Source organism: Cryobacterium sp. TMN-39-2 (assembly GCF_004402745.1).
Lineage (GTDB): Bacteria > Actinomycetota > Actinomycetes > Actinomycetales > Microbacteriaceae > Cryobacterium > Cryobacterium zongtaii.
In genome coordinates this window covers 174,378-194,107 of sequence record NZ_SOFX01000034.1, presented here as the reverse complement: position 1 = coordinate 194,107, position 19,730 = coordinate 174,378, and the positions used below count along the sequence as shown (strand labels likewise).

Annotated in this window: 18 protein-coding genes; 5 read left to right on the top strand and 13 right to left on the bottom strand. The window is 68.7% G+C overall.

From position 1 onward, the window contains the following. Positions 1 to 256: 256 nt before the first annotated feature. Positions 257 to 700 (bottom strand): tetratricopeptide repeat protein, encoded by a 444-nt coding sequence (locus E3O57_RS13280; RefSeq protein ID WP_088455710.1) that lies wholly within the window; start codon positions 698 to 700, stop codon positions 257 to 259. Next, positions 697 to 1,536: a 4-hydroxy-tetrahydrodipicolinate reductase gene (gene dapB / locus E3O57_RS13275; RefSeq protein WP_103480094.1), complete on the bottom strand. Its 840-nt coding sequence runs from the start codon at positions 1,534 to 1,536 to the stop codon at positions 697 to 699. The genes E3O57_RS13280 and dapB overlap by 4 nt, the downstream gene beginning before the upstream one ends. Before the next feature lie 59 nt (positions 1,537 to 1,595). On the opposite strand from dapB, the gene E3O57_RS13270 reads away from it, so the two are divergent. Together E3O57_RS13270 and E3O57_RS13265 are read left to right on the top strand one after the other, a co-directional pair. Then, positions 1,596 to 2,087: a GNAT family N-acetyltransferase gene (locus tag E3O57_RS13270; RefSeq protein ID WP_103459440.1), complete on the top strand. Its 492-nt coding sequence runs from the start codon at positions 1,596 to 1,598 to the stop codon at positions 2,085 to 2,087. Positions 2,088 to 2,152: 65 nt separating this feature from the next. Continuing rightward, complete coding sequence (locus E3O57_RS13265; protein ID WP_103480095.1) at positions 2,153 to 2,527, top strand: nuclear transport factor 2 family protein; 375 nt, start codon at positions 2,153 to 2,155, stop codon at positions 2,525 to 2,527. Between the two features lie 19 nt (positions 2,528 to 2,546). Here the strand turns inward: E3O57_RS13265 and E3O57_RS13260 are convergent, their stop codons facing one another. From E3O57_RS13260 to E3O57_RS13250, 3 genes are all read right to left on the bottom strand, one after another. Further along, a complete protein-coding gene (locus E3O57_RS13260; protein ID WP_088457927.1) occupies positions 2,547 to 3,149 on the bottom strand; it encodes a histidine phosphatase family protein in 603 nt (200 codons plus the stop codon). 55 nt (positions 3,150 to 3,204) lie between these two features. After that, positions 3,205 to 4,572 (bottom strand): pitrilysin family protein, encoded by a 1,368-nt coding sequence (locus tag E3O57_RS13255; RefSeq protein WP_103459442.1) that lies wholly within the window; start codon positions 4,570 to 4,572, stop codon positions 3,205 to 3,207. 65 nt (positions 4,573 to 4,637) lie between these two features. Next, complete coding sequence (locus tag E3O57_RS13250) at positions 4,638 to 5,666, bottom strand: aldo/keto reductase (RefSeq protein ID WP_241983673.1); 1,029 nt, start codon at positions 5,664 to 5,666, stop codon at positions 4,638 to 4,640. Positions 5,667 to 5,930: 264 nt separating this feature from the next. Between E3O57_RS13250 and E3O57_RS13245 the strand changes: the two genes are divergently transcribed. Next, positions 5,931 to 6,434 (top strand): glutathione peroxidase, encoded by a 504-nt coding sequence (locus tag E3O57_RS13245; RefSeq protein WP_088455704.1) that lies wholly within the window; start codon positions 5,931 to 5,933, stop codon positions 6,432 to 6,434. Between the two features lie 10 nt (positions 6,435 to 6,444). On the opposite strand, the gene E3O57_RS13240 is transcribed toward E3O57_RS13245, so the two are convergent. Continuing rightward, the gene (locus tag E3O57_RS13240; RefSeq protein WP_103459444.1) at positions 6,445 to 7,107 is read right to left on the bottom strand and encodes a VOC family protein; all 663 of its coding nucleotides are present in this window, start codon (positions 7,105 to 7,107) and stop codon (positions 6,445 to 6,447) included. Between the two features lie 161 nt (positions 7,108 to 7,268). On the opposite strand from E3O57_RS13240, the gene E3O57_RS13235 reads away from it, so the two are divergent. Further along, a complete protein-coding gene (locus tag E3O57_RS13235; protein WP_088455702.1) occupies positions 7,269 to 7,748 on the top strand; it encodes an Lrp/AsnC family transcriptional regulator in 480 nt (159 codons plus the stop codon). Between the two features lie 99 nt (positions 7,749 to 7,847). Here E3O57_RS13235 and E3O57_RS13230 read toward each other — a convergent pair whose 3' ends face one another. From E3O57_RS13230 to E3O57_RS13205, 6 genes are all read right to left on the bottom strand, one after another. Further along, entirely contained in the window at positions 7,848 to 10,136 is a 2,289-nt protein-coding gene (locus tag E3O57_RS13230) for a polyribonucleotide nucleotidyltransferase (RefSeq protein WP_088455701.1), read from the bottom strand. Between the two features lie 258 nt (positions 10,137 to 10,394). Then, positions 10,395 to 11,423: a dihydroorotate oxidase electron transfer subunit gene (locus E3O57_RS13225; RefSeq protein WP_103480096.1), complete on the bottom strand. Its 1,029-nt coding sequence runs from the start codon at positions 11,421 to 11,423 to the stop codon at positions 10,395 to 10,397. After that, positions 11,423 to 12,529 (bottom strand): dihydroorotate dehydrogenase, encoded by a 1,107-nt coding sequence (locus E3O57_RS13220; RefSeq protein WP_198416833.1) that lies wholly within the window; start codon positions 12,527 to 12,529, stop codon positions 11,423 to 11,425. The genes E3O57_RS13225 and E3O57_RS13220 overlap by 1 nt, the downstream gene beginning before the upstream one ends. A 352-nt stretch (positions 12,530 to 12,881) precedes the next feature. Beyond that, complete coding sequence (locus tag E3O57_RS13215) at positions 12,882 to 13,523, bottom strand: FMN reductase (protein WP_088455698.1); 642 nt, start codon at positions 13,521 to 13,523, stop codon at positions 12,882 to 12,884. After that, on the bottom strand, positions 13,520 to 14,722 hold the full coding sequence (locus E3O57_RS13210; RefSeq protein WP_103459447.1) for an LLM class flavin-dependent oxidoreductase: 1,203 nt from the start codon (positions 14,720 to 14,722) through the stop codon (positions 13,520 to 13,522). Before E3O57_RS13210 ends, E3O57_RS13215 begins: the two co-directional genes overlap by 4 nt. A gap of 119 nt (positions 14,723 to 14,841) precedes the next feature. Further along, positions 14,842 to 15,993 carry an ROK family transcriptional regulator gene (locus E3O57_RS13205; RefSeq protein WP_103480097.1) on the bottom strand — a complete coding sequence of 384 codons (1,152 nt, stop codon included), beginning with the start codon at positions 15,991 to 15,993 and terminating at the stop codon, positions 14,842 to 14,844. A 233-nt stretch (positions 15,994 to 16,226) separates the two neighbouring features. On the opposite strand from E3O57_RS13205, the gene E3O57_RS13200 reads away from it, so the two are divergent. Further along, positions 16,227 to 17,936 carry an alpha-glucosidase gene (locus E3O57_RS13200; protein ID WP_103480190.1) on the top strand — a complete coding sequence of 570 codons (1,710 nt, stop codon included), beginning with the start codon at positions 16,227 to 16,229 and terminating at the stop codon, positions 17,934 to 17,936. Positions 17,937 to 18,022: 86 nt separating this feature from the next. Here E3O57_RS13200 and E3O57_RS13195 read toward each other — a convergent pair whose 3' ends face one another. Then, positions 18,023 to 19,561: an amino acid permease gene (locus tag E3O57_RS13195; protein WP_088455695.1), complete on the bottom strand. Its 1,539-nt coding sequence runs from the start codon at positions 19,559 to 19,561 to the stop codon at positions 18,023 to 18,025. Positions 19,562 to 19,730: the final 169 nt, after the last annotated feature.

Below are 19,730 nucleotides of genomic sequence, written 5' to 3'. Positions count from 1 at the left end.
GGCGCTGAGCGGGCCGGTGCGGCGCGGAGCAGGCCGGGCGCGCTCTGGGCGCGAGGTGCGCACGAGGTGCGCACGAGGTGCGCGCGAGGTGCGCGCGAGGTGCGCGCGAGGTGGGCGCGAGGTGGGCGACTCGAGGTATGCGGGTAAGGCGCCGTTATGCGGGTGGCATGCCACCCGCATAACGGCGCGGCACCCGCATAACGGCGCGGCACCCGCATAACGGCGCGGCACCCGCATGACGGCGCACGCGCCGAGCTCAGGCCGCGGACTTCTCCAGGGCCATCGCGGTGCGAAGCGCCGAGCGGGCGCGGCGGCGGTCGCCCGACGCGTCGTAGGCCAGGCCGAGGCGGAACCAGGCCCGCCAGTCCTGCGGCGCGGCATCCACGGCCTCTTGATACTGCGGGAACTGAGCGTCCGCCGCCTCGCGGTATGGCCGGCCGCTCGGGCGGCTGGGTAGGTCGTTGACCGGCAGGGCGCCCTCGGCGTCGAGCTGCTTGACCAGGCGTTCGCACCGGATGCCGAAGCTGATCTCGCGCACCAGCGCCCACGCGCCGATCAGCGGCAGCACGATGAGCGCAACGCCGATGAGGATGCCGACAGGGTCACCGCTCTGCACGAAGAGCACCGCGCGCCAGCCGACGAGCACCAGGTAGAACACGAGCAGGAGTGCCATCACGACGACGGCGATGCGGCCCTTCATTCGCCGGGCTCCATTTCGGCATCCTCGGGGCCCGGCGGTGGCCCAGCAGTCGGCTCGTCCGGCGACCCGGCAGACGCCGCGGCGGGCTCGAGCACGTCACCGGTGAGCCCCAGGTCGATCAGTTGGTCGAGTCCGACGGTCACCCCGACGCAGTCGCGGGCGGCGGCCAGGGCCACCAGGATGCCGCGCTCGTAGGCCTCGGCGGAGAGCGTGTTGTGCGTGATCGTGAGGGTCTCCCCCGAGCCGCCGAAGATCACGTCCTGGCGGGCCAGCACGCCGGCCAAGCGCAGGCTGTGCACCGGCACCGTGGCGACCTGCTGGCCGCGGGCACGCTGGTCGACGTGCGGCGCGGAGACCGGGCCGAGGCCGGCGCGGGCGGCGGCCATCAGCTCGGCGGTGCGCACGGCGGTTCCCGACGGGGAGTCGACCTTGCCGGCCTGGTGCGCCTCGACGATCTCGATGGAGTCGAAGAATCGGGCGGCGAGGGCCGCGAAGGCCGTGCCGAGCACCGAGCCGAGTGAGAAGTTGGGGATGATCACGGCGCCGACATCCGTGCGGCCCTTGAGTTTGTGGCCGAGCGCGTCGATACGGGGCTGGGACCAGCCCGAGGTGCCGACAAGCACCCGGATGCCGTTGTCGATGGCGAAGTCGACCACGCCCTGGCTGACCGCCGGAACGGTGAGGTCGATCGCCACATCCGCGCCGAGCATCTCGGACAGGGCACTGGTGGAATCAAGCCGGGCGACCACGTCGTACCCCGGCGTACTCTCGACCAGGCCGCCGACCAGGCGGCCCATCTTGCCCGTTGCGCCGACGATGGCCACCCGTGTTGTCATGCTGCCAATCTACCAACCGGGGCGGTTGCCCCCGGCACCGAGGCACGTACCCTAGGGGCATGCCTGAATTCACCGCGGTCTCCGTCACGGATGCGGGGTCCATCACCCTGCTCACCCAGTACTTCAGCGATCGCGCGTCCACGTTCCCCTCCGCCGGCGGCTATCGCACCACGTTCCCGGCTCCCGAACAGTTCGTCCCGCCGCGCGGCCAGTTCCTGCTCGTGAGCGAGACCCAGGGGTCGCGCACCTTCGTGGGCTGCGGCGGCATCCGTCGAATCGATGACGGCGCGGATGGTGCGGTGCGGTTCGAGGCGAAACACCTCTGGTTGCAACCGGAGGTGCGCGGCCGCGGCTGGGGCACCCTGCTGCTCGCCGAACTCGAAACCCGGGCCAGGGCGTTCGGGGCCACGGAGCTGGTGCTCGACACTAACTCGAGCCTCGAGGCGGCCGGGGCGCTGTACCAGCGCTCCGGCTATCAGGATGTGCCGCCATACAACGACAACCCGAACGCCACGAACTGGTACCGAAAGGTGCTCGCCCCGACCCCCTGACCCGTCAGTGCTGGCTACTCTCACAGCAGGCGGCGCGGATGCGCGGCAGGAGGAGGTCGGTCGAGATGACGGTCACACGCGACACGCTGACGGGGTTCCTGGCGGGGTTCAACAACCACGACCTGAACGCGAGCATGGGCTATTTCGCCGAAGATTGCGTCTTCTACCCGCCCAGGGGTGCGAAGCCTCGGGGCGATCGTTTCGTGGGCAGGGCCGAGGTCCGGGCGGGGCTCTCCAGCCGATTCGAGGGCATCCCGGACGTGCACTATGGCGACGACCGGCACTGGGTGTGCGGCGATGATCTCGGAGTCTCCGAGTGGACGCTGAACGGCACGTCAGTGTCCGGCCAGCGACTCGAAGTGTGCGGCGTCGACCTGCTCGAATTCGATGCCGCCGGGAAGATCCGCCGCAAGGATTCCTTTTGGAAGATCCTCGACTGAGGCGGTTACCGCCTCGCCCCTAGAACAACAGCGGGTCCGGCAGGCCGGTTCGCAGCTCTACAGGCAGGTGGCCGAGGTCGTTGTGGGTGACCAGCGACCACGGCCGGCCGGGCTTCTGCTGCAGCACGGTGAGGCCGCAGTTGGCCTGGTTGATGCTGATCCAGCGCCAGTCGGGGGCGCCGAGCACCTCGCGGACGAACCAGGCGATCACGAAGTTGTGGGTGATCAGCAGGTCGTGTCGGGGACCCCGGTGCGGATGCAGGAATTCCGCGACTGCGTCCTCCATCTGAGCGCGGCCGGCCTCGATCTGGTCGTCGCTGACCGAGTTGAAGAACGGCGCGTATGCTTTCGGCATCTCCGGCGCCCGGCCGGAGGGAACGCAGTCGAACAACAGCGGCGACGGCTCCGAGGTGAGCGACGGCAGCCGGTCGGCGATGATGGCCGCCGTCTCCGCGGCACGTTGCAGCGGCGAATGCCAGGCGCCGGTGAACGGCACCCCGCCCAGGCGTTCGGCGATGAGGTGCGCCTGACGCTTGCCCCGCGGTGACAGCGGGCCGTCCGGCAGGCCGTATTCGGCATCCTGCTGTTCACCGTGTCGCACGAGGTAGAGGTACTGGGGCATCATCGCCCTTTCGGTTGATGTCGTAAGAAGTCGAACGGGGCTCGCCGTGAACAGTTCAGTTCGGCGGGAGGGGCGCCGCCCGGCGGGACAGCACGGCGTCGAAGGCGTCCTCCTCGAGGGCGCCGACGGCGGCCACGGAGAACGGCCGGGAGACCATGTCGACCGCCAGCTGCTGCACATCGTCCGCGGTGACCAGCGCGAGGCGCCGCAGGGCCTCGTCGAGGTCGACGAACTCGCCCAGCGTGATCTCGGAGCGGCCGAGCCTGGACATCCGGGTGTCGGAGTCTTCGAGGGCCAGGGCGGATGCGCCGGAGAGCTGACCGGAGGCCCGCTTCATCTCGTCGGCGGTCACACCGTGCTCGGCGAGACGGTGCAGCTCGTCGAGCATGATCTCGGTGACCTGACCGGCCTTGGCCGGGGTGCAGCCGGCGTACATGCCGAAGATGCCGGCGTCAGAGTAGCCGGGCGCGAACGAGTAGACGGAGTAGGCCAGGCCGCGCTTTTCGCGCACCTCCTGGAACAGGCGCGACGACATGCCGCCGCCGAAGATGGAGGTGAGCACATTCATCGCCACGCGGCGGTCGTCGGCGGCCACGAGGCCCGGCACGCCGATCAGCAGGTTGGCCTGCTCGAGCGGACGGTGCACCACGCTGATGGGCTGGCCCTGGCTGATCACGGCGGCGGCGCCGGAGCGGCGTCCCACCGGTGCGGCGTACTCGCCCAGGTCCCAACCGGCCTGCAGCAGCGACCGGGTGACGGCGGCCACGAGCACGTCGTGGTCGACGGCGCCGGCAACGGTCACGACGAGGTCTTGCGGGCGGTAGTTGGCCCGGTAGTGCTCCCAGACGGCGTCTCGGGTCGCGGCGCGGATGGTGTCCGGGCTGCCGCCGATGGGTCGGCCCAGCGGATGCGCGCCCATGACGGCCTGGAAGAAGCGTTCGTTGGCGACGTCGGCCGGGTCGTCGTCGGCCATCGCGAGTTCCTCGAGGATGACGCCGCGCTCGGTTTCGAACTCCGCGGGGTCCAGCAGCGACGAGGTGATCATGTCGGTGAGCACCTCCACGGCCATGTGGAGGTCGCGATCCTGCACCTTGGCGTAGTAGCAGGTGTATTCCTTGGCCGTCATGGCGTTGTGTTCGCCACCGACGGCGTCGAACGCGATGGCGATGTCCAGCGCCGAACGCTCTGCGGTTCCCTTGAACAGCAGGTGCTCGAGGAAATGCGTGGAGCCGAAGTGACCGGGCTGTTCGTCGCGGGACCCCACGGCCACCCAGTAGCCGATGGTGAGGCTGCGGCTGCCCGGCACCTGTTCGGTGACGATGCGCACCCCGCTGGGGAGGACGGTGCGCCTGACGAGGGACTCACCAGCGGCCCGAAACGAGAGTTCGGTCAGGTCAAGGGGAAATTCAACGGCACCGTTCATATCCCCTCAACCTTACGACACCGGCGGGACCGGGCCCCGCTGGACGCGGCGGGCCTGGGCGCCGGTCAGGCCGACACCTTGTCGAGGTCGACCATGTCGGCACGGCCCAGCCGCACGGCGGCCGCGGCGACCAGGGCATCCACCTGTTCCGGCCGGCTCGCGCTGGCGACCGGGGCCACGACACCGTCCTTGGCCAGCAGCCAGGCCAGCGCGATCGTCGACGGTGCCACCCCGTGGTCCTCCGCGATGCGTTCGAGCACGCCCAGCACCTTGAGGCCGGCCCGGTTGAGGTAGGCCGATGCGCGGCCGGCCCTGATGGTGTCGGTGAGGTCGGCTTTGGAGTGGTACTTGCCGGTGAGGAAGCCGTGCGCGAGGGCGAAGTACGGCATCACCGCGACACCCTGCGCCCGGCTGACCAGGGCCAGCGACGATTCGAACGAGACCCGGTTCATCAGGTTGTACGGGGTCTCCAGGGCCACGAACCTGGGCAGGCCGTTGGCGGCGAGTACCCGGGCCTCCATCAGGCGCTCCGCTGTGAAGTTGGACGCCGCGAGGTGCCGCACGGTGCCGTTGGCGATGAGCATCTCCATGGCGCCGAGGCTCTCCTCCAGCGGCACGTCGAGGTCGTCGTAGTGGAAGTGCAGAAGGTCGATGTGGTCGGTGCCGAGCCGCTCGAGGGAGGCGTGCACCGCACCGACGATGCTGCGCGGCGAGAGGCCGGGGTTGTCGCGGTTGCGGCCGATCTTGGTGGAGACGATGGTGTCGTCGCGCAGACCGCGGGTGCGCATCCACGACCCGATCAGCACCTCGCTGCGTCCGGCGGCGTAGCTGTCAGCGGTGTCGAGGAAGTTGCCACCGAGTTCCCAGTGCCGGTCGAGGATCGCCATGGCGGTGTCGCCGTCGGTGGTCCAGCCGAAGACGCTGCAGCCCAGCGCCAGCGGGTGCACGGTGAGGTCGGTGTCGCCGATGGTGCGCCGGATGTCCGGGGCGGCTGGGCGGTCGTGGTCGGGCAGCTGAACCGGAGCGGTGTGCTGGACCTCCACCGGGCGGGTTTGCAGGATGAGATCGGCTGTCGTCAGGCTGTCTGGTGTCACCCGCTCCGTTGCTACATGCTCCGTTGCCACATGCCCCGTTGACACACGCCCCGTCGCCACGCTGCCTCTCATGCCTTCACCGCCCCTCGGACGGACCAGCGCGGCTGCCGCGCGGACCCGTGTAAAGCCGAGAATAACCCGATCCGGCCAATCCGCCGGGGGCGCGCGGCAAGCGTTACACAAATGTGCGGCTTTACCCCCCGTTTAGCCGAAAATAGGTCTTCGGTGAGCTCTCTCGAAGGGTCGGGGAGTAGTGTTTCCGGCATGTCCGACTCACCGCTGTACGGCGTCCCGCTCACCCTCATCGACGGCACCCCGACCACGTTCGGCCGGTTCGCCGGCAAGACCGTACTCGTGGTCAACGTGGCATCGAAGTGCGGCTTCACGCCCCAGTATGCCGGCCTGGAGGCGCTCTACCGCCGTTTCGCTGACGACGGCCTGGTGGTGCTCGGGTTGCCGTGCAACCAGTTCATGGGCGAGGAACCCGGCAGCGAAGAGGACATCCAGCAGTTCTGCGAGCTCAACTTCGGGGTCACCTTCCCGCTCACCGCCAAGGTGGATGTGCGCGGCAAGAATCAGCATCCGCTGTACAGTCAGCTCACCGCGTTCCGGAAGGGCATGCTGCCGGGGCTGATCAAGTGGAACTTCGAGAAGTTCCTGGTGAACGGCGACGGCGTGATCGTCGACAGGTTCGCGTCGACGGTGGAACCTGAATCGGCACAGCTCGTCGCCGCGATCGAGAAGGCCCTGGCGCGCGAAGCGGCCTGAGCCACGCCGGTCAGGCGTCCCAGCTGCACACGCAGAGCTCGTTGCCCTCTGGGTCGGCGAGCACCCACCAGTCCGGGGCGTGTTCGTCGGTGAGCAGCACTCCCCCGACGTCGATGATGTCCTGCACCCGGTCCTCACAGTCGGCGACGGGCACGTACACGTCGAGGTGGATGCGGTTGCGCTCGGTGCGTTGGATCTCCATGTGCTGGAACCACACCTTGGGGCCACCGCCGCGAGGATCACGCAGTTCGATGTCGTCCGCGGGACCGGACTCCACATAACCCAGCCCCACCCGCCAGAATGGGCGCACGGCCTCGGCGTCGGTGCAGTCGATGGCCACGTCGGCGCGGCTGGGCACCAGACGGGTGGCGTGCGCCTCCTGCTCGGCGGCGAGTTCCTGGATGCGCTGGGCGAGCCGCAGATCCCGTTGGGTGATGCCACCCACATCGTGGCTCGTGAGCTCGAACTCCACGGACCCGTAACCCAGTTTCACGTCTGGGTGATGATTCTGGGCGTCGGCGTCGGCAGCGACGGCATCCACCAGGTGCACGGCCGCGGCGAAATCGGCCGTGCGGTAGGTGGCATACAGCGTTCCCTCCAGATGCAGGAAATCACCCCCGGAGAGCACCGATCGGGTTTGAGCGGGAGTCAGGGTCTGGCGGGTGTCGTCCATCCGACCACTCTTCCGTGCGGCGTCGGCCCGGTCAACCCTGGGCGAATCGTCGCCTTGCCGCACCCTGACCGGTGTGGACTTCCCGCCCGCGCAGCGAATGTGGGTCACGGTGTGCACTGTGCCCTGTTCAGGGGCCAGCGCGCATGCTACGGTCAGGCAGTATGCACCACTTGGACAGAGTCGATCTCGAGTTGCTCCGTGCGCTGTGCGCCACCCCCGACAGCACCTATGTGGGGCTCGCCAACACGCTCGGGCTCTCCCGCAACACCGTGCAGGCCCGGATGAGCCGGCTCGAGGAGTCCCGGGTGTTTCTCGACTTCGATCGCCGGGTCAGTCCGGCCGTGCTCGGCTATCCGCTGACCGCGTTCATCGAGGTCCACATCGTGCAAAAGCGCGCCGCCGACATCATCGCCGAGCTCAGCCGCATCCCCGAGATCGTGCAGGCGCACGGCATGAGCGGCGCAGCGGATCTGCTGGTGCGGGTGGCCTGCGCCGACTCCGAAGACCTGTTCAGGATCGACCGCACGATCCTCGCCTGCGAGGGCGTCGAACGCACCGAGACCTCCCTCGCGATGGGCGAGCTCATCCCGTATCGCATCGTTCCCCTGCTGGAGCGGGGCGTGCAGCCCAGGTCGGGCTAGCTGCATTCCGCAGACGCGAAAAGGCCCGCCCTGCCGAAGCAGGACGGGCCTTCCGTCTGACCGGCACACCTGGCGAGAGGTGGCCGGCAGAACTAGTGACTAACCTTCGGCCGGAGCTTCGGGTCCCTCGGATGCAGCGTCACGACCGTGCGTGTCGGCTTCATCGGCGAGGACCGGGGCGAGCGAAAGCTTGCCGCGGTCGTCAATCTTGGTGATCTCGACGAGGACCTTCTGGCCCACGCCGAGGACGTCTTCGACGTTCTCCACGCGCTTGCCGCCGGCGAGCTTGCGCACCTCAGAGATGTGCAGCAGGCCGTCCTTGCCCGGGAGGAGCGAGACGAAGGCGCCGAAAGCGGCGATCTTCACGACAGTTCCGAGGAACTGCTCGCCAACCTCGGGGTTGGTGGGGTTCGCGACGGAGTTGACCATGATGCGAGCGGCCTCGGCCGACGGACCATCGACGGCGCCGATGTACACGGTGCCGTCTTCCTCGATCGAGATGTCGGCTCCGGTCTCGTCCTGGATCGAGTTGATCATCTTGCCCTTCGGGCCGATGAGCTCGCCGATCTTGTCGACGGGGATCTGCACGCTGATCACGCGGGGCGCGGTCGGTGCCATCTCGTCGGGCTTGTCGATCGCGGCGTTCAGCACGGCGAGGATCGTCGTGCGAGCATCCTTCGCCTGCGTCAGCGCGCCGGCCAGGACCGACGCGGGGATGCCGTCGAGCTTGGTGTCGAGCTGGATCGCGGTGACGAACTCAGCCGTGCCGGCAACCTTGAAGTCCATGTCGCCGAGGGCGTCTTCGGCACCGAGGATGTCGGTCAGAGCCGCGTAGCGGGTCTTGCCGTCGACGGTGTCGGAGATGAGGCCCATCGCGATGCCGGCGACCGGGGCGCGCAGCGGCACTCCGGCGTTCAGCATGGACAGGGTGGAGGCGCAGACGGAACCCATCGAGGTGGATCCGTTGGAGCTGAGCGCCTCGGAGACCTGACGGATGGCGTAGGGGAATTCCTCACGGCTGGGCAGCACGGGAACCAGGGCACGCTCAGCGAGCGCTCCGTGGCCGATCTCGCGACGCTTCGGCGTACCGACCCGACCGGTTTCACCGGTGGAGTAGGGCGGGAAGTTGTAGTTGTGCATGTAACGCTTCTTGGTGACCGGGCTCAGGGAGTCGATGGTCTGCTCGAGCTTGAGCATGTTCAGCGTGGTGACACCCAGGATCTGGGTCTCGCCGCGCTGGAAGATAGCGGAACCGTGCACGCGCGGGATGACCGCAACCTCGGCGTCGAGCGGGCGGATGTCGGCCAGGCCGCGTCCGTCCATGCGAACACCCTCGTTGAGCACGCGTGAGCGCACCACGAGCTTGGTGACGGACTTGTACGCCGCGCCGACCTGGTTGTTGGCGGTTGCGGGCAGCTCGCCGGCTTCGACCTTGGCCGCGATGGCGGTCTTGACGGATGCCTTGAGCACGTCGTCGGCATCCTGACGCGCGATCTTGTCGGCGATGACGTAGACGTCCTTGAGTCCCTCGTAGGCCAGGGCTGCGACGGCGTCGTAGGTCTCCGGGGTGTACGGCGGGAACAGCGGGTAGTTGCCGGTGGGCTTGGAGGCCGCGGCGGCCACCTGCTGCTGGGCGACGATGAGCTGCTTGATGAACGGCTTGGACGCCTCGATGCCCTCGGCGATGACCTCTTCGTTCGGCTTGATGGCGCCGCCCTGGATCAAGGTCCAGGCGTTGTCGGTCGCTTCGGCCTCGATCATCATGATCGCGACGTCTTCGCTGCCATCGGCATCCGTCACAACGCGGCCGGCGACGACCATACTGAACACGGCCTCTTCAACCTGCGAGTGCTTCGGGAAGGCGACCCACTGGCCGGAGCCGTTGTCGTCGGGGATGAGGGCGACGCGGACGCCACCGATCGGGCCGGAGAACGGCAGGCCGGCGATCTGGGTCGACATGGACGCGGCGTTGATGGCCAGGACGTCGTAGTACTCGTCGGGCGCGATGGCCAGAACGGTGACGACAACCTGGATCTCGTTGCGCAGTCCGTCGACGAACGACGGGCGCAGCGGCCGGTCGATCAGACGGCAGGTGAGGATCGCTTCGGTCGACGGGCGACCTTCGCGGCGGAAGAAGCTGCCCGGGATGCGGCCGGCGGCGTACATGCGCTCTTCGACATCGATGGTCAGCGGGAAGAAGTCGAAGTTGTCCTTCGGCTGCTTGCTGGCGCTCGTGGCGGAGAGAAGCATGGTCTCTTCGTCGATGTAGGCAGCGGCTGAGCCCTGTGCCTGCTGGGCGAGACGCCCGGTTTCGAAACGGATGGTGCGCTTGCCGTACTTGCCGTTGTCAATAACGGTTTCGGCGAACGTGATTTCTGGACCCTCCATATGGGGGTTCTCTCCTTTGTTTAGACTCGTTTGCCCGTGTGGCGCGCGAGTGGGACATCGGAGCAGGAACAGGCAGGACAAGCTGCCGAACATGTGTTGGGCGCTGACCTTGCTGGCCACCAGTAGAAATTCACCAACACGCTCTGTCTCGAGCTGAGCGTTGGGAAACCACCACCGAGGACCAGCGTCCTGCCAGTCTGCTCCGGGTATAACCGATGGATCCGAAGATCCACCTGAACAAGCGTAGCAGAGCGGGGGTTAAACGACAGGGATGCGGGCGTCGAAGACCGGCCCGTCGGCGCAGACCAGCGGCCCCTCGACGCTCGGGTCGGTGCGTACCGGGGCGGCACAGCCGTGGCAGTAGCCGAGCCCGCACGCCATGTGGGCCTCGAGCGAGGCCTGCACGGGTACCCCCCAGTGCGCGCCGAGTTCCGCGGCGAGCCTGGCGAGGACGCCGGCGCCGCAGACCATGATCACGTCGGGCGCGGTGCGCTTGGGGGTGGCACCGTCGAAGTGTGCGCGGAGGCTGTTCTGCAGTGTGAGCAGGTCGCTGGAGCCGTCGTCGTCGGTGGCCTCGATGATGCGGACGCCCAGCTCGGCGCAGTCGGCGCGGCCGAGCAGCTGCTCGGCGCTGCGTCCGCTGAGCACCATGGTGGTGCGGATGCCCGTTGTGCGGGCGTCCTCCGCGGCGCCCATCACGCCGCAGATGCCCACGCCCCGGCCGATCAGCAAGGCGGAGCGGGTGCCGCTGTCGAATTCGAAGCCGCGACCGAGCGGACCGGTGATCTGCAGGGTCCCGCCGACGGGAACGGCGGCCAGAGCGCGGGTGCCGCGGCCCACGACGCCGTAGATCATTTCCACGGTGCCGGGCCGGTCGGCGGTCGCCGGTCGGCGGCGATGGATGGCCATGGGGCGGGGCAGCAGAATCGTGTCGCCGGCGTGCGGCGGCACCGTGATCATGAGGAACTGTCCGGCCAGCGCGGTGTGGGCGATGGTGCTGCTGGCCACGACAAGGCGGCGATAGCGCTCCCCCACCGGCTCGTGCACGAGCACCTCGGCGTCGTCCCAGACCGGTTGTGGGCGCGGCACGGTCTGGCGCGGCCGCACCGACACCAGGCCGTCGAGCGCCTCGGCATCCGCCTCGGCGAACGCCCGCGCCCGTGCTGCCGCCTCGCGGCTCTGGCGGTACGCCTCCCGCCGGTCGAGCTCGTCGACGCCGTGCTGAGCCTGTCGAAGTAGACCTGGCGACGGGGCGCCTTCCAAGGCCAGGCTCGCGTCAGCGCTCATCAGGACACCTCCAACTCGAGCAACTCGCGAATACTGCCGACCCCGGCGTCCTGACACCGCTGCCGCAACCCCCGCGCCACCTCCACCGCCGCGAACGGCCGGGCGAAGCTGGCGGTGCCCACCTGCACGGCGCTGGCTCCCACCGAGAAGTAGTCCAGGGCGTCGTCAACGGTCTGCACTCCACCGCAGGCGATCACCGGGATCTGCACCGCCCGGGAGGCCAGCCAGACCAGCCGCAGCACGATCGGTTTGATCGACGGCCCGGACAATCCGCCGATGACGTTGCCGAGAATCGGACGGCGGGTGAGGGCATCCAGCGGCATCGCCGGAATGGAGTTGGCCACGCAGACGGCGTCGGCGCCGGCCTCCTCGGCGGCGCGGGCACAGTCGGCGATCGAGGCCACCAGCACCGGCAGCTTCACGATGATCGGCTTGACGGTGACGAGGCGCACGGCGGCGACCACCTCGCGGATGGCCGCCGGATCCGAGCCGATGTCGGTGCCGTCCCGGTCGAGGTTGGGGCACGACACATTCAGTTCGAAGGCGGCGCCGTTCTCGCCCAGGGCCGCGACGACCGGGGCGTACTCGCTCGGCCGGTGGCCTCCGACGCTGATGATGGTGGGCACGTCGAGGGCCGCGTAGCGCGGATGAAGTGAGGCCAGGTAGCCGGCCGGGCCATGGCTGGGGATGCCGACACTGTTGACCATGCCCGCGGGAATCTCGGTGAGCCTGTGCACGGGGTTGCCGCCGCGGGCCGAGCCGAAGACGGTCTTGGTGACGGTGGCGCCGAGTTCGGTGACCGGGATGAGCGCGCCCAGTTCCGGGCCGAAGCAGCCGGAGGCCGGCATCACCGGGGTGCGCAGCGTGAGGCTGCCGATCCGAACGGAGAGGTCCACGGCCGGGGCTCCCGGCATGGCTGCTTCAGCGGGAAGGGCGTTCGCGGTCGTCGCATATGCGGGTGCGGCGGCGAAGAACACGGCGCGGGCATCCGGGAACATGGCGCGGGCATCCGGGACTATGGCGCGGGCAGCCGGGAACATGGCGCGGGCATCCGGGGACGCGGCGCGGGCATCCGGGGACGCGGTGTCTGCACGTACGGCGACCATGGGACGACCTGTCTGCGCGGTTGTCACGGCTTCCGTCTCGCGGAAGCACTCTCTCCGGCGCACCGTGTTCCAGTCTGACCCCCTCGGCACAGGCCTTGTCAGAGCAGAAGGTCCCGGCGCTCTCGCCGCGCACTGTCGCGCTTGCGGCGCAGGTTACTTCTCGCGGCGGCCCGCCTTTGCCGCCGCGGCCCGCCTTCGCCCCGGCGGCCAGGGTTCCTACACTGGCCGTGAAGCAGTACACGTGCCGCGAAGCAGAGCATGTGCCGTCCGGACGGACGGACGACACGCCGCAGCGGCCCCGGGGCCGCCTCGAGTGAGACGACCGCGGGACCGCGGGTGGTGGCGAAAACTGCTAGCGCGGAGGGAACATCCCGGCGGGGTTGAAGTCCGCGGGCAACTCGAAGGGGTCGCGCACCCGGCTGGACCGGTCGGATCGGGCGACGAGAGCCGACAGCTCCCCCGCCGCGCGTTCGATCCGGGCCGGCAGGGTCTGCACCCGACTGTCGACGCGGCCGCCGTCACCGCTGCCCCAGTCCTCCGACGCGGCGAACACCGAGGTGGGCACCACCACGGAGTGCAGGTAGGTGAACATCGGCCGCAGCGCGTAGTCGAGCGCCAGCGAATGCCGCGGCGTTCCCGCGGTCGCGCCGATCAGCACCGGCTGGTCGGTGAGGGAGCGGTTGTCGATCACGTCGAAGAAACTCTTGAACAGTCCGCTGTAGCTGGTGGTGAAGATCGGGGTGACGGCGATCAGGCCGTCGGCCGCAGTGACGGCCTCGATCATCTCTTCCAGGCGCGGGTTGGCGAACCCGGTGAGCATGTTGTTCATGATGTCCTGCGCGTAGTCACGCAGTTCGTAGGTCAGCACCGTGGTGCTCACGCCCTCGTCGGCCAGCCGCGTCACGGTGGCCGTGGCGAGCTTGTCGGCGAGCAGCCGGGTGGACGACGGCTGGCTGAGCCCGGCGGAGATGACCGCCAGGGTGCGCTCGGTCATCGCTGCGCTCCCGTCGTGCCGGCGCCGGCCAAGCCGAAGGCGGCACCGGTCGCCCGGCGGTGCGGAGCGATGGCGGCGGAGGTGTCGAGGTCATTGCGCCCGGCGGATGCTGCGGCAACCGGCGCCCGGGAGGCGGCGAACACCAGGGATTCGTGGGTGGGGCCATCCGGCACGTCGGCCGGGCGGTTCTTGGCGAACTCCTTGCGGAGCACGGGCACAACCTCCTCGCCGAGCAGGTCGAGCTGCTCGAGCACGGTCTTCAGCGGCAGGCCGGCGTGGTCCATCAGCCAGAGCTGGCGCTGGTAGTCGCCGACGTAGTCGCGGAAACCGAGGGTGCGGTCGATGACCTCCTGTGGGCTGCCGACGGTGAGCGGGGTCTGCGAGGTGAACTCCTCCATGCTCGGGCCGTTGCCGTAGACCGGGGCGTTGTCGAAGTACGGCCGGAACTGACGCTTGGCATCCTGTGAGTTCTTGCTCATGAACACCTGGCCGCCGAGCCCAACCATTGCCTGCGCGGCGGTGCCGTGGCCGTAGTGCTCGAACCGGTTGCGGTAGTACTTGACCATCTTCGCGGTGTGCGAGGCCGGCCAGAAGATGTGGTTCGAGAAGAAACCGTCGCCGTAGTACGCGGCCTGCTCGGCGATCTCGGGGCTGCGGATGCTGCCGTGCCAGACGAACGGCGCCACACCGTCGAGCGGGCGCGGGGTGGACTGGAAGCCCTGCAGCGGGGTGCGGAACTGTCCCTCCCAGTCGACGAAATCCTCACGCCAGAGCCGGCGCAGCAGAGCGTAGTTCTCCAGCGCCAGCGGGATGCCCTGGCGGATGTCCTGGCCGAACCAGGGGTAGACCGGGCCGGTGTTGCCGCGGCCCAGGGTGAGGTCCACCCGGCCGTCGGCGATGTGCTGGAGCATCGCGAAGTCCTCGGCGATTTTCACCGGGTCACTGGTGGTGATCAGTGTGGTGGCGGTGGAGAGGATGATGCGCTCGGTTTTGGCCGCGATGTAGCCGAGCATCGTGGTCGGCGACGAGGGTACGAACGGCGGGTTGTGGTGCTCGCCGGTGGCGAAGACGTCCAGCCCCACCTCTTCGACCTTCTGCGCGATGGTGAGCATGGCCTTGATGCGGGCGTGCTCCGTCGGCGTCTGACCCGTGGTGGGATCGGTGGTCAGGTCCCCGACCGTGAAGATTCCGAACTGCATTTCCAGCCTCCAAAACTCAATGCGTCTGCATGTATATAGGTGTCAACGGCGGATGGCCCGATCCTATTCCCGACCCGGCGTCGCGCGTGGAGGAAGGGCTGTCCTGACGGCCCGTCGGGTCAGTCCGCCACGGCGAACCTGGTCAGGGTGTGCTGGATCGCGACGGCCGCCGCTCCCCTGGCCCAGGAGGACGTGCCGCTGTCGTCGACGGTGATCTGCAGCGGCGTCGCCTCGGCATCGCGGTCCCCGTGGGCCGCCGCCACGATCTCGTCCGCCACCACCTTGCACAGTCCGATGCCCTCGCCGGAGAGCACGACGGTGTCGACCATCGCGATGTTGGCGATCAGGGCCACCAGGCGGCCGAGGGCGCGTCCCGAGGCCTGGACGACGGACAGTGCGACGGGCACTCCCGCCGCGGCCAGCGCGAGCGCCTCGTCGTACTCCACCGCCCGGCCCAGGGTGTCGCTCACCTGCGCCCGGATGCTGCCCTGGGTGAGCATGGCGTCCGAGCAGCCCCGGTGTCCGCTGCCGCAGAGCGGCCCGTTCGCATCCAACGGCACGTGTCCGCCGAGGCCGAGGCCGGAGTCCCGGGTGGTGATCACCCGGTCGTCGACCACGAGCCCGTAACCCACGCCGACGCCGATCGTGAGCACGGCGAAGCTGGCGGTGCCCCGGCCCGCACCGAACCACTGTTCGGCGGCGGCCAGCCCCACCACGTCATTCTCGACCAGCACCGGGACGCCGAGGCCGGCTTCCAGCGCGGAGGCCAGGTCCACGTCACGCCAGGCCAGGAACGGCGCCCGGGCGACGACCCGGGAGCCGATGACCTGGCCGCCGACAGTCACCCCGAGTGCCGTGATCGGCGCACCGTTGGCGAGTTCGAGCACCAGAGAGCGCAGCTGCCGCACCACCCCGGCCACGTCAGTGCCGTCGAGCCGGCGGTGGGCCGAGGAGAGCTCGTTCACGCGCAGGTCGGTGAGCACGCCGAAGGCGCTGTCGCCGGTGAGCTTGACCCCGACGTAGCGGCGACCCTCCAGGCGCACATCCAGCGGCTTGGTGGGGCGGCCGACCCCGCTGATCAGGGTGTCGCTGACCTCCACAAGCAGGCCGCTGTCGAACAACGGCTTGCTCAGCCGGGTGAGACTCGCCGGGGACAGTCCGAGGCGGCGCCCCAGGTCGCTGCGCGAGATCGGGCCGTGCATGAGAACGGCACGCGCGAGGCCCATCGAGGAGTCACCGATCGATGGCGCGGCCCCGGTACTGCCGTACATCGCGGTCGCCCTTTCCTGGCCCCCGAATCGGGTTGGCTCTCATCTTGACATAGCCGCCCCGCCGGCGCACCGACTGGCGCACCACCCCACGGCACCCCCGCAGTGGTGCCGCCCGAACACCGGACGCTACATTGGACGGACGACTTTTTTCTGCAGCTAAACCAATTCGCGTGACACCGGATCGCCCGCGCTCGCCCGCGCCGGCCCCGGCCAGGGAGGACCCCGTGACCAATCTGCACAGCCGCACCGCCGGCACTGACCCCGCCGACACCCAGGACGGCCCGCACACCGCGGCGCCGTGGTGGACCACGGCCGTGGTGTACCAGGTCTATCCGCGCAGCTTCGCGGACTCCAACGGCGACGGCGTCGGCGACCTCGGCGGGGTGCGCGGCAAGCTCGGTTACCTCGCCGAGCTCGGCGTGGACGCGATCTGGCTCTCGCCGGTCTACCCGTCCCCGCAGCACGACAACGGCTACGACATCCGCGACTACCAGGACATCGACCCGGTGTTCGGCAGTCTGGCCGAGTTCGACCTGCTGCTGGCCGAGGCCCATGAGCTCGGCATCAAGATCGTGATGGACCTGGTGGTCAACCACACCAGCGACGAGCATCCGTGGTTCGTCGAATCGCGGTCGTCGATCGACAACCCCAAGCGCGACTGGTACTGGTGGCGCCAGCCCGGCGCGGCCGGCGCCGAGCCGAACGGCTGGGGCAGCGCTTTCAGCGGCCCGGCCTGGACCCTGGATGAGACCACCGGTGAGTACTACCTGCACCTGTTCGCCACGCAGCAGCCCGACCTCAACTGGGAGAACCCCGAGGTGCGCCAGGCGGTCTACTCGATGATGAACTGGTGGCTGGACCGCGGCGTGGACGGGTTCCGGATGGACGTGATCAACTTCATCGCCAAGCAGGTGGAGCTGGTGAGCGGGCCGGCCGCGGCGACCGGGGGTGGTTCGCCGATGGGCGCGCAGATCCACGAGTACCTGCAGGAGATGCACCGGGCGGTGTTCGCCGGCCGCACCGGAGAGCACCTGACCGTGGGCGAGATGCCCGGTGTGAGCATTCAGGATGCCGTGCTGTTCACGGATGCGGCCCGCGCCGAGGTCGACATGATCTTCCAGTTCGAGCATGTCTCGCTCGACCAGGGCACGCACAAGTTCGACCCGCTGCCGCGCAGCCTGGTGCCGCTGAAGCAGAGCCTGGCCCGCTGGCAGGTCGGCCTGGCGGAGACCGGCTGGAACAGCCTCTACCTGAACAACCACGACCAGCCGCGGCTGGTGTCGCGATTCGGCAACGACACCGAGTTCCGGTACGAGTCGGCCACCCTGTGGGCGCTGGTGCTGCACCTGCACCGCGGCACGCCCTACATCTACCAGGGCGAAGAGATCGGCATGACGAACGTGACGTTCGACACCATCGACCACTACCGGGACATCGAGTCACTCAACCACTACCGGGAGGCCGTGGAGCAGTTCGACCAGTCGCCGGCGAGTGTGCTGGCCGGGGTGCACGCCATGGGGCGGGACAACGCGCGCACACCGATGCAGTGGGACGACTCGGCCCACGCCGGGTTCAGCACCGAAACGCCGTGGCTCGCGGCCAACCCGAATTTTCCGCGCATCAACGTGGCGACCGACCGGGCAGCCGCGCGCAGCGTGTTCGCGTTCTACCAGCGGCTGATCCAGCTGCGGCACACCGATCCGGTGGTGGCGCTCGGAGCGTTCGAGCTGATCGAACCCGACCACGAGCAGCTGTACGCGTTCACCCGCATCCTGAACGGCGTGACGTTGCTGGTGCTGGCGAACGTGTCGGATGCGCCGCTGACGGTGCAGGGCGAATGGCTGCCGGATGACATCTCCGGTGCCGAGCTGCTGCTGGGCAACTATCCCGGTGACGGTTCTGCGGCGCTCCGGCCGTGGGAGGCCCGCCTGTATCGGCTCTAGCGGCATCCGCTCGCTTCTAGTGCCGAAGGGGACTTCTGCGTCCGGCGTACCGGACGCAGAAGTCCCCTTGGTGAACAGTTGCGCGGCTACTTGCCCTTGAGCGAGCGCTCCTCGCGTTCGATCTCCTCGCGGCGGGTCGCGTCGACGATGAGCTTGGCGTTGATGCCCACCAGGGAGTGGCGGCGACCGTAGGCGAAGTAGACGACGAAGCCGAGGGCCAGCCAGACCGCGAAACGCGCCCAGGTGAGGGTGGTGAGGTTCAGCATCAGCCAGAAGCAGAGCACTGCCGAGAGGATCGGCAGGAACGGCGACAACGGCACCTTGAACGAGCGCTTGAGGTCGGGCCGCTTCTTGCGCAGCACCACGACGGCGATGCTCACGAGCACGAACGCCGACAGGGTGCCGATGTTGATCATCTCTTCGAGCACACCCACGTCGGTGAGTCCGGCGATCAGCGCGACCGCCGCGCCGGTGATGATCTGGATGCGCACCGGCGTGCGGCGCTTTTCCGAGGTGACGCTGAGCCAACGCGGCAGCAGGCCGTCGCGGCTCATGGCGAACAGCACCCGCGAGAGCCCGAGCAGCAGCACCATGATCACCGTGGTGAGGCCGGCCAGGATGCCGATGGAGATGACCTGGGCGGCCCAGCCGGCGCCCACGGCGATGAAGGCGGTGGCCAGCGACGCGTTGGGGTCATCGGCGAGCACGGTGTACGGCACCATGCCGGTGAGTACGAGGCTGACACCGACATAGAGCACGGTGACGATGGCCAGGCCGGCGAAGATGCCGCGCGGCAGGGTCTTCTGCGGGTTCTTGACCTCTTCGGCGCTGGTGGCAACCACGTCAAAGCCGATGAAGGCGAAGAACACCAGGGAGGCGCCGGCGAGCAGGCCGAAGATGCCGTACTGCGCCGGGGCGGCGCCGGTCATGAACGAGAACAGCGACTGGGTCCAGACGTCGCTGCCGACGCCATCCGTGGTGGGCACCGACTCGGGGATGAACGGCGAGTAGTTGGCCGGGTTGATGAAGAACGCGCCGACGACGATGACGAAGAGCACGATCGCCACCTTGATGATGGTGAACACGCTGGCGACGCGGGCGGAGAGCTGGGTGCCCAGCACCAACAGCGTGGTGAAGACGGCAACGATCACGAACGCGCCCCAGCTCACGTCGAGCCCGATCACGTTGATGGTGGCGGGGATGTCCCAGTTCCAGAGGGCGAAGACGTTACTGAGGTAGATGCCCCAGTACTTGGCGATCACTGCCGCGGCGGTGAGCATCTCCAGGATCAGGTCCCAGCCGATGATCCAGGCCAACAACTCGCCCAGGGTGGCGTAGGTGAAGGTGTACGCGGAGCCGGCCACGGGCACGGCGGAGGCGAACTCGGCATAACACATGATCGCGAGGGCGCAGGTGACGGCGGCGAGCACGAAGGCGAGCGTCACGGATGGTCCGGCGTAGCTGCCGGCGGCCTTGGCACCGACCGAGAAGATACCGGCGCCGACGGCGACCGCGACTCCCATGATCATCAGGTCCCAGGTGCCGAGGGTGCGTTTAAGGCTGTGCCCCTTTTCCAGGGAATCCTCGATCGATGACTCGATGCTCTTCGTGCGCCAGAGACTCATGGGGGTGTCCATTCCGTGTAAAGCTCAAGTTTAGGGCGACACGTCCACCAGTGGCAGACCAAAAGTCCCAACCCGGCGCTGCAAAGCCCTGCCGGCCGGGCCGGGCCCGGCAAGCGATACCGATTCGGGTGCCGGTGCAACCTCAATGTTTCGTGAGTTTCCCTGCAGG

What these genes read in the sequence shown, in the direction of transcription:
- E3O57_RS13280 (WP_088455710.1), bottom strand. Translation starts at nt 700, where the DNA reads ATGAAGGGCCGCATCGCCGTCGTCGTGATGGCACTCCTGCTCGTGTTC.
- dapB (WP_103480094.1), bottom strand. Translation starts at nt 1,536, where the DNA reads ATGACAACACGGGTGGCCATCGTCGGCGCAACGGGCAAGATGGGCCGC.
- E3O57_RS13270 (WP_103459440.1), top strand. Translation starts at nt 1,596, where the DNA reads ATGCCTGAATTCACCGCGGTCTCCGTCACGGATGCGGGGTCCATCACC.
- E3O57_RS13265 (WP_103480095.1), top strand. Translation starts at nt 2,153, where the DNA reads ATGACGGTCACACGCGACACGCTGACGGGGTTCCTGGCGGGGTTCAAC.
- E3O57_RS13260 (WP_088457927.1), bottom strand. Translation starts at nt 3,149, where the DNA reads ATGCCCCAGTACCTCTACCTCGTGCGACACGGTGAACAGCAGGATGCC.
- E3O57_RS13255 (WP_103459442.1), bottom strand. Translation starts at nt 4,572, where the DNA reads ATGAACGGTGCCGTTGAATTTCCCCTTGACCTGACCGAACTCTCGTTT.
- E3O57_RS13245 (WP_088455704.1), top strand. Translation starts at nt 5,931, where the DNA reads ATGTCCGACTCACCGCTGTACGGCGTCCCGCTCACCCTCATCGACGGC.
- E3O57_RS13240 (WP_103459444.1), bottom strand. Translation starts at nt 7,107, where the DNA reads ATGGACGACACCCGCCAGACCCTGACTCCCGCTCAAACCCGATCGGTG.
- E3O57_RS13235 (WP_088455702.1), top strand. Translation starts at nt 7,269, where the DNA reads ATGCACCACTTGGACAGAGTCGATCTCGAGTTGCTCCGTGCGCTGTGC.
- E3O57_RS13230 (WP_088455701.1), bottom strand. Translation starts at nt 10,136, where the DNA reads ATGGAGGGTCCAGAAATCACGTTCGCCGAAACCGTTATTGACAACGGC.
- E3O57_RS13225 (WP_103480096.1), bottom strand. Translation starts at nt 11,423, where the DNA reads ATGAGCGCTGACGCGAGCCTGGCCTTGGAAGGCGCCCCGTCGCCAGGT.
- E3O57_RS13220 (WP_198416833.1), bottom strand. Translation starts at nt 12,529, where the DNA reads ATGGTCGCCGTACGTGCAGACACCGCGTCCCCGGATGCCCGCGCCGCG.
- E3O57_RS13215 (WP_088455698.1), bottom strand. Translation starts at nt 13,523, where the DNA reads ATGACCGAGCGCACCCTGGCGGTCATCTCCGCCGGGCTCAGCCAGCCG.
- E3O57_RS13210 (WP_103459447.1), bottom strand. Translation starts at nt 14,722, where the DNA reads ATGCAGTTCGGAATCTTCACGGTCGGGGACCTGACCACCGATCCCACC.
- E3O57_RS13205 (WP_103480097.1), bottom strand. Translation starts at nt 15,993, where the DNA reads ATGTACGGCAGTACCGGGGCCGCGCCATCGATCGGTGACTCCTCGATG.
- E3O57_RS13195 (WP_088455695.1), bottom strand. Translation starts at nt 19,561, where the DNA reads ATGAGTCTCTGGCGCACGAAGAGCATCGAGTCATCGATCGAGGATTCC.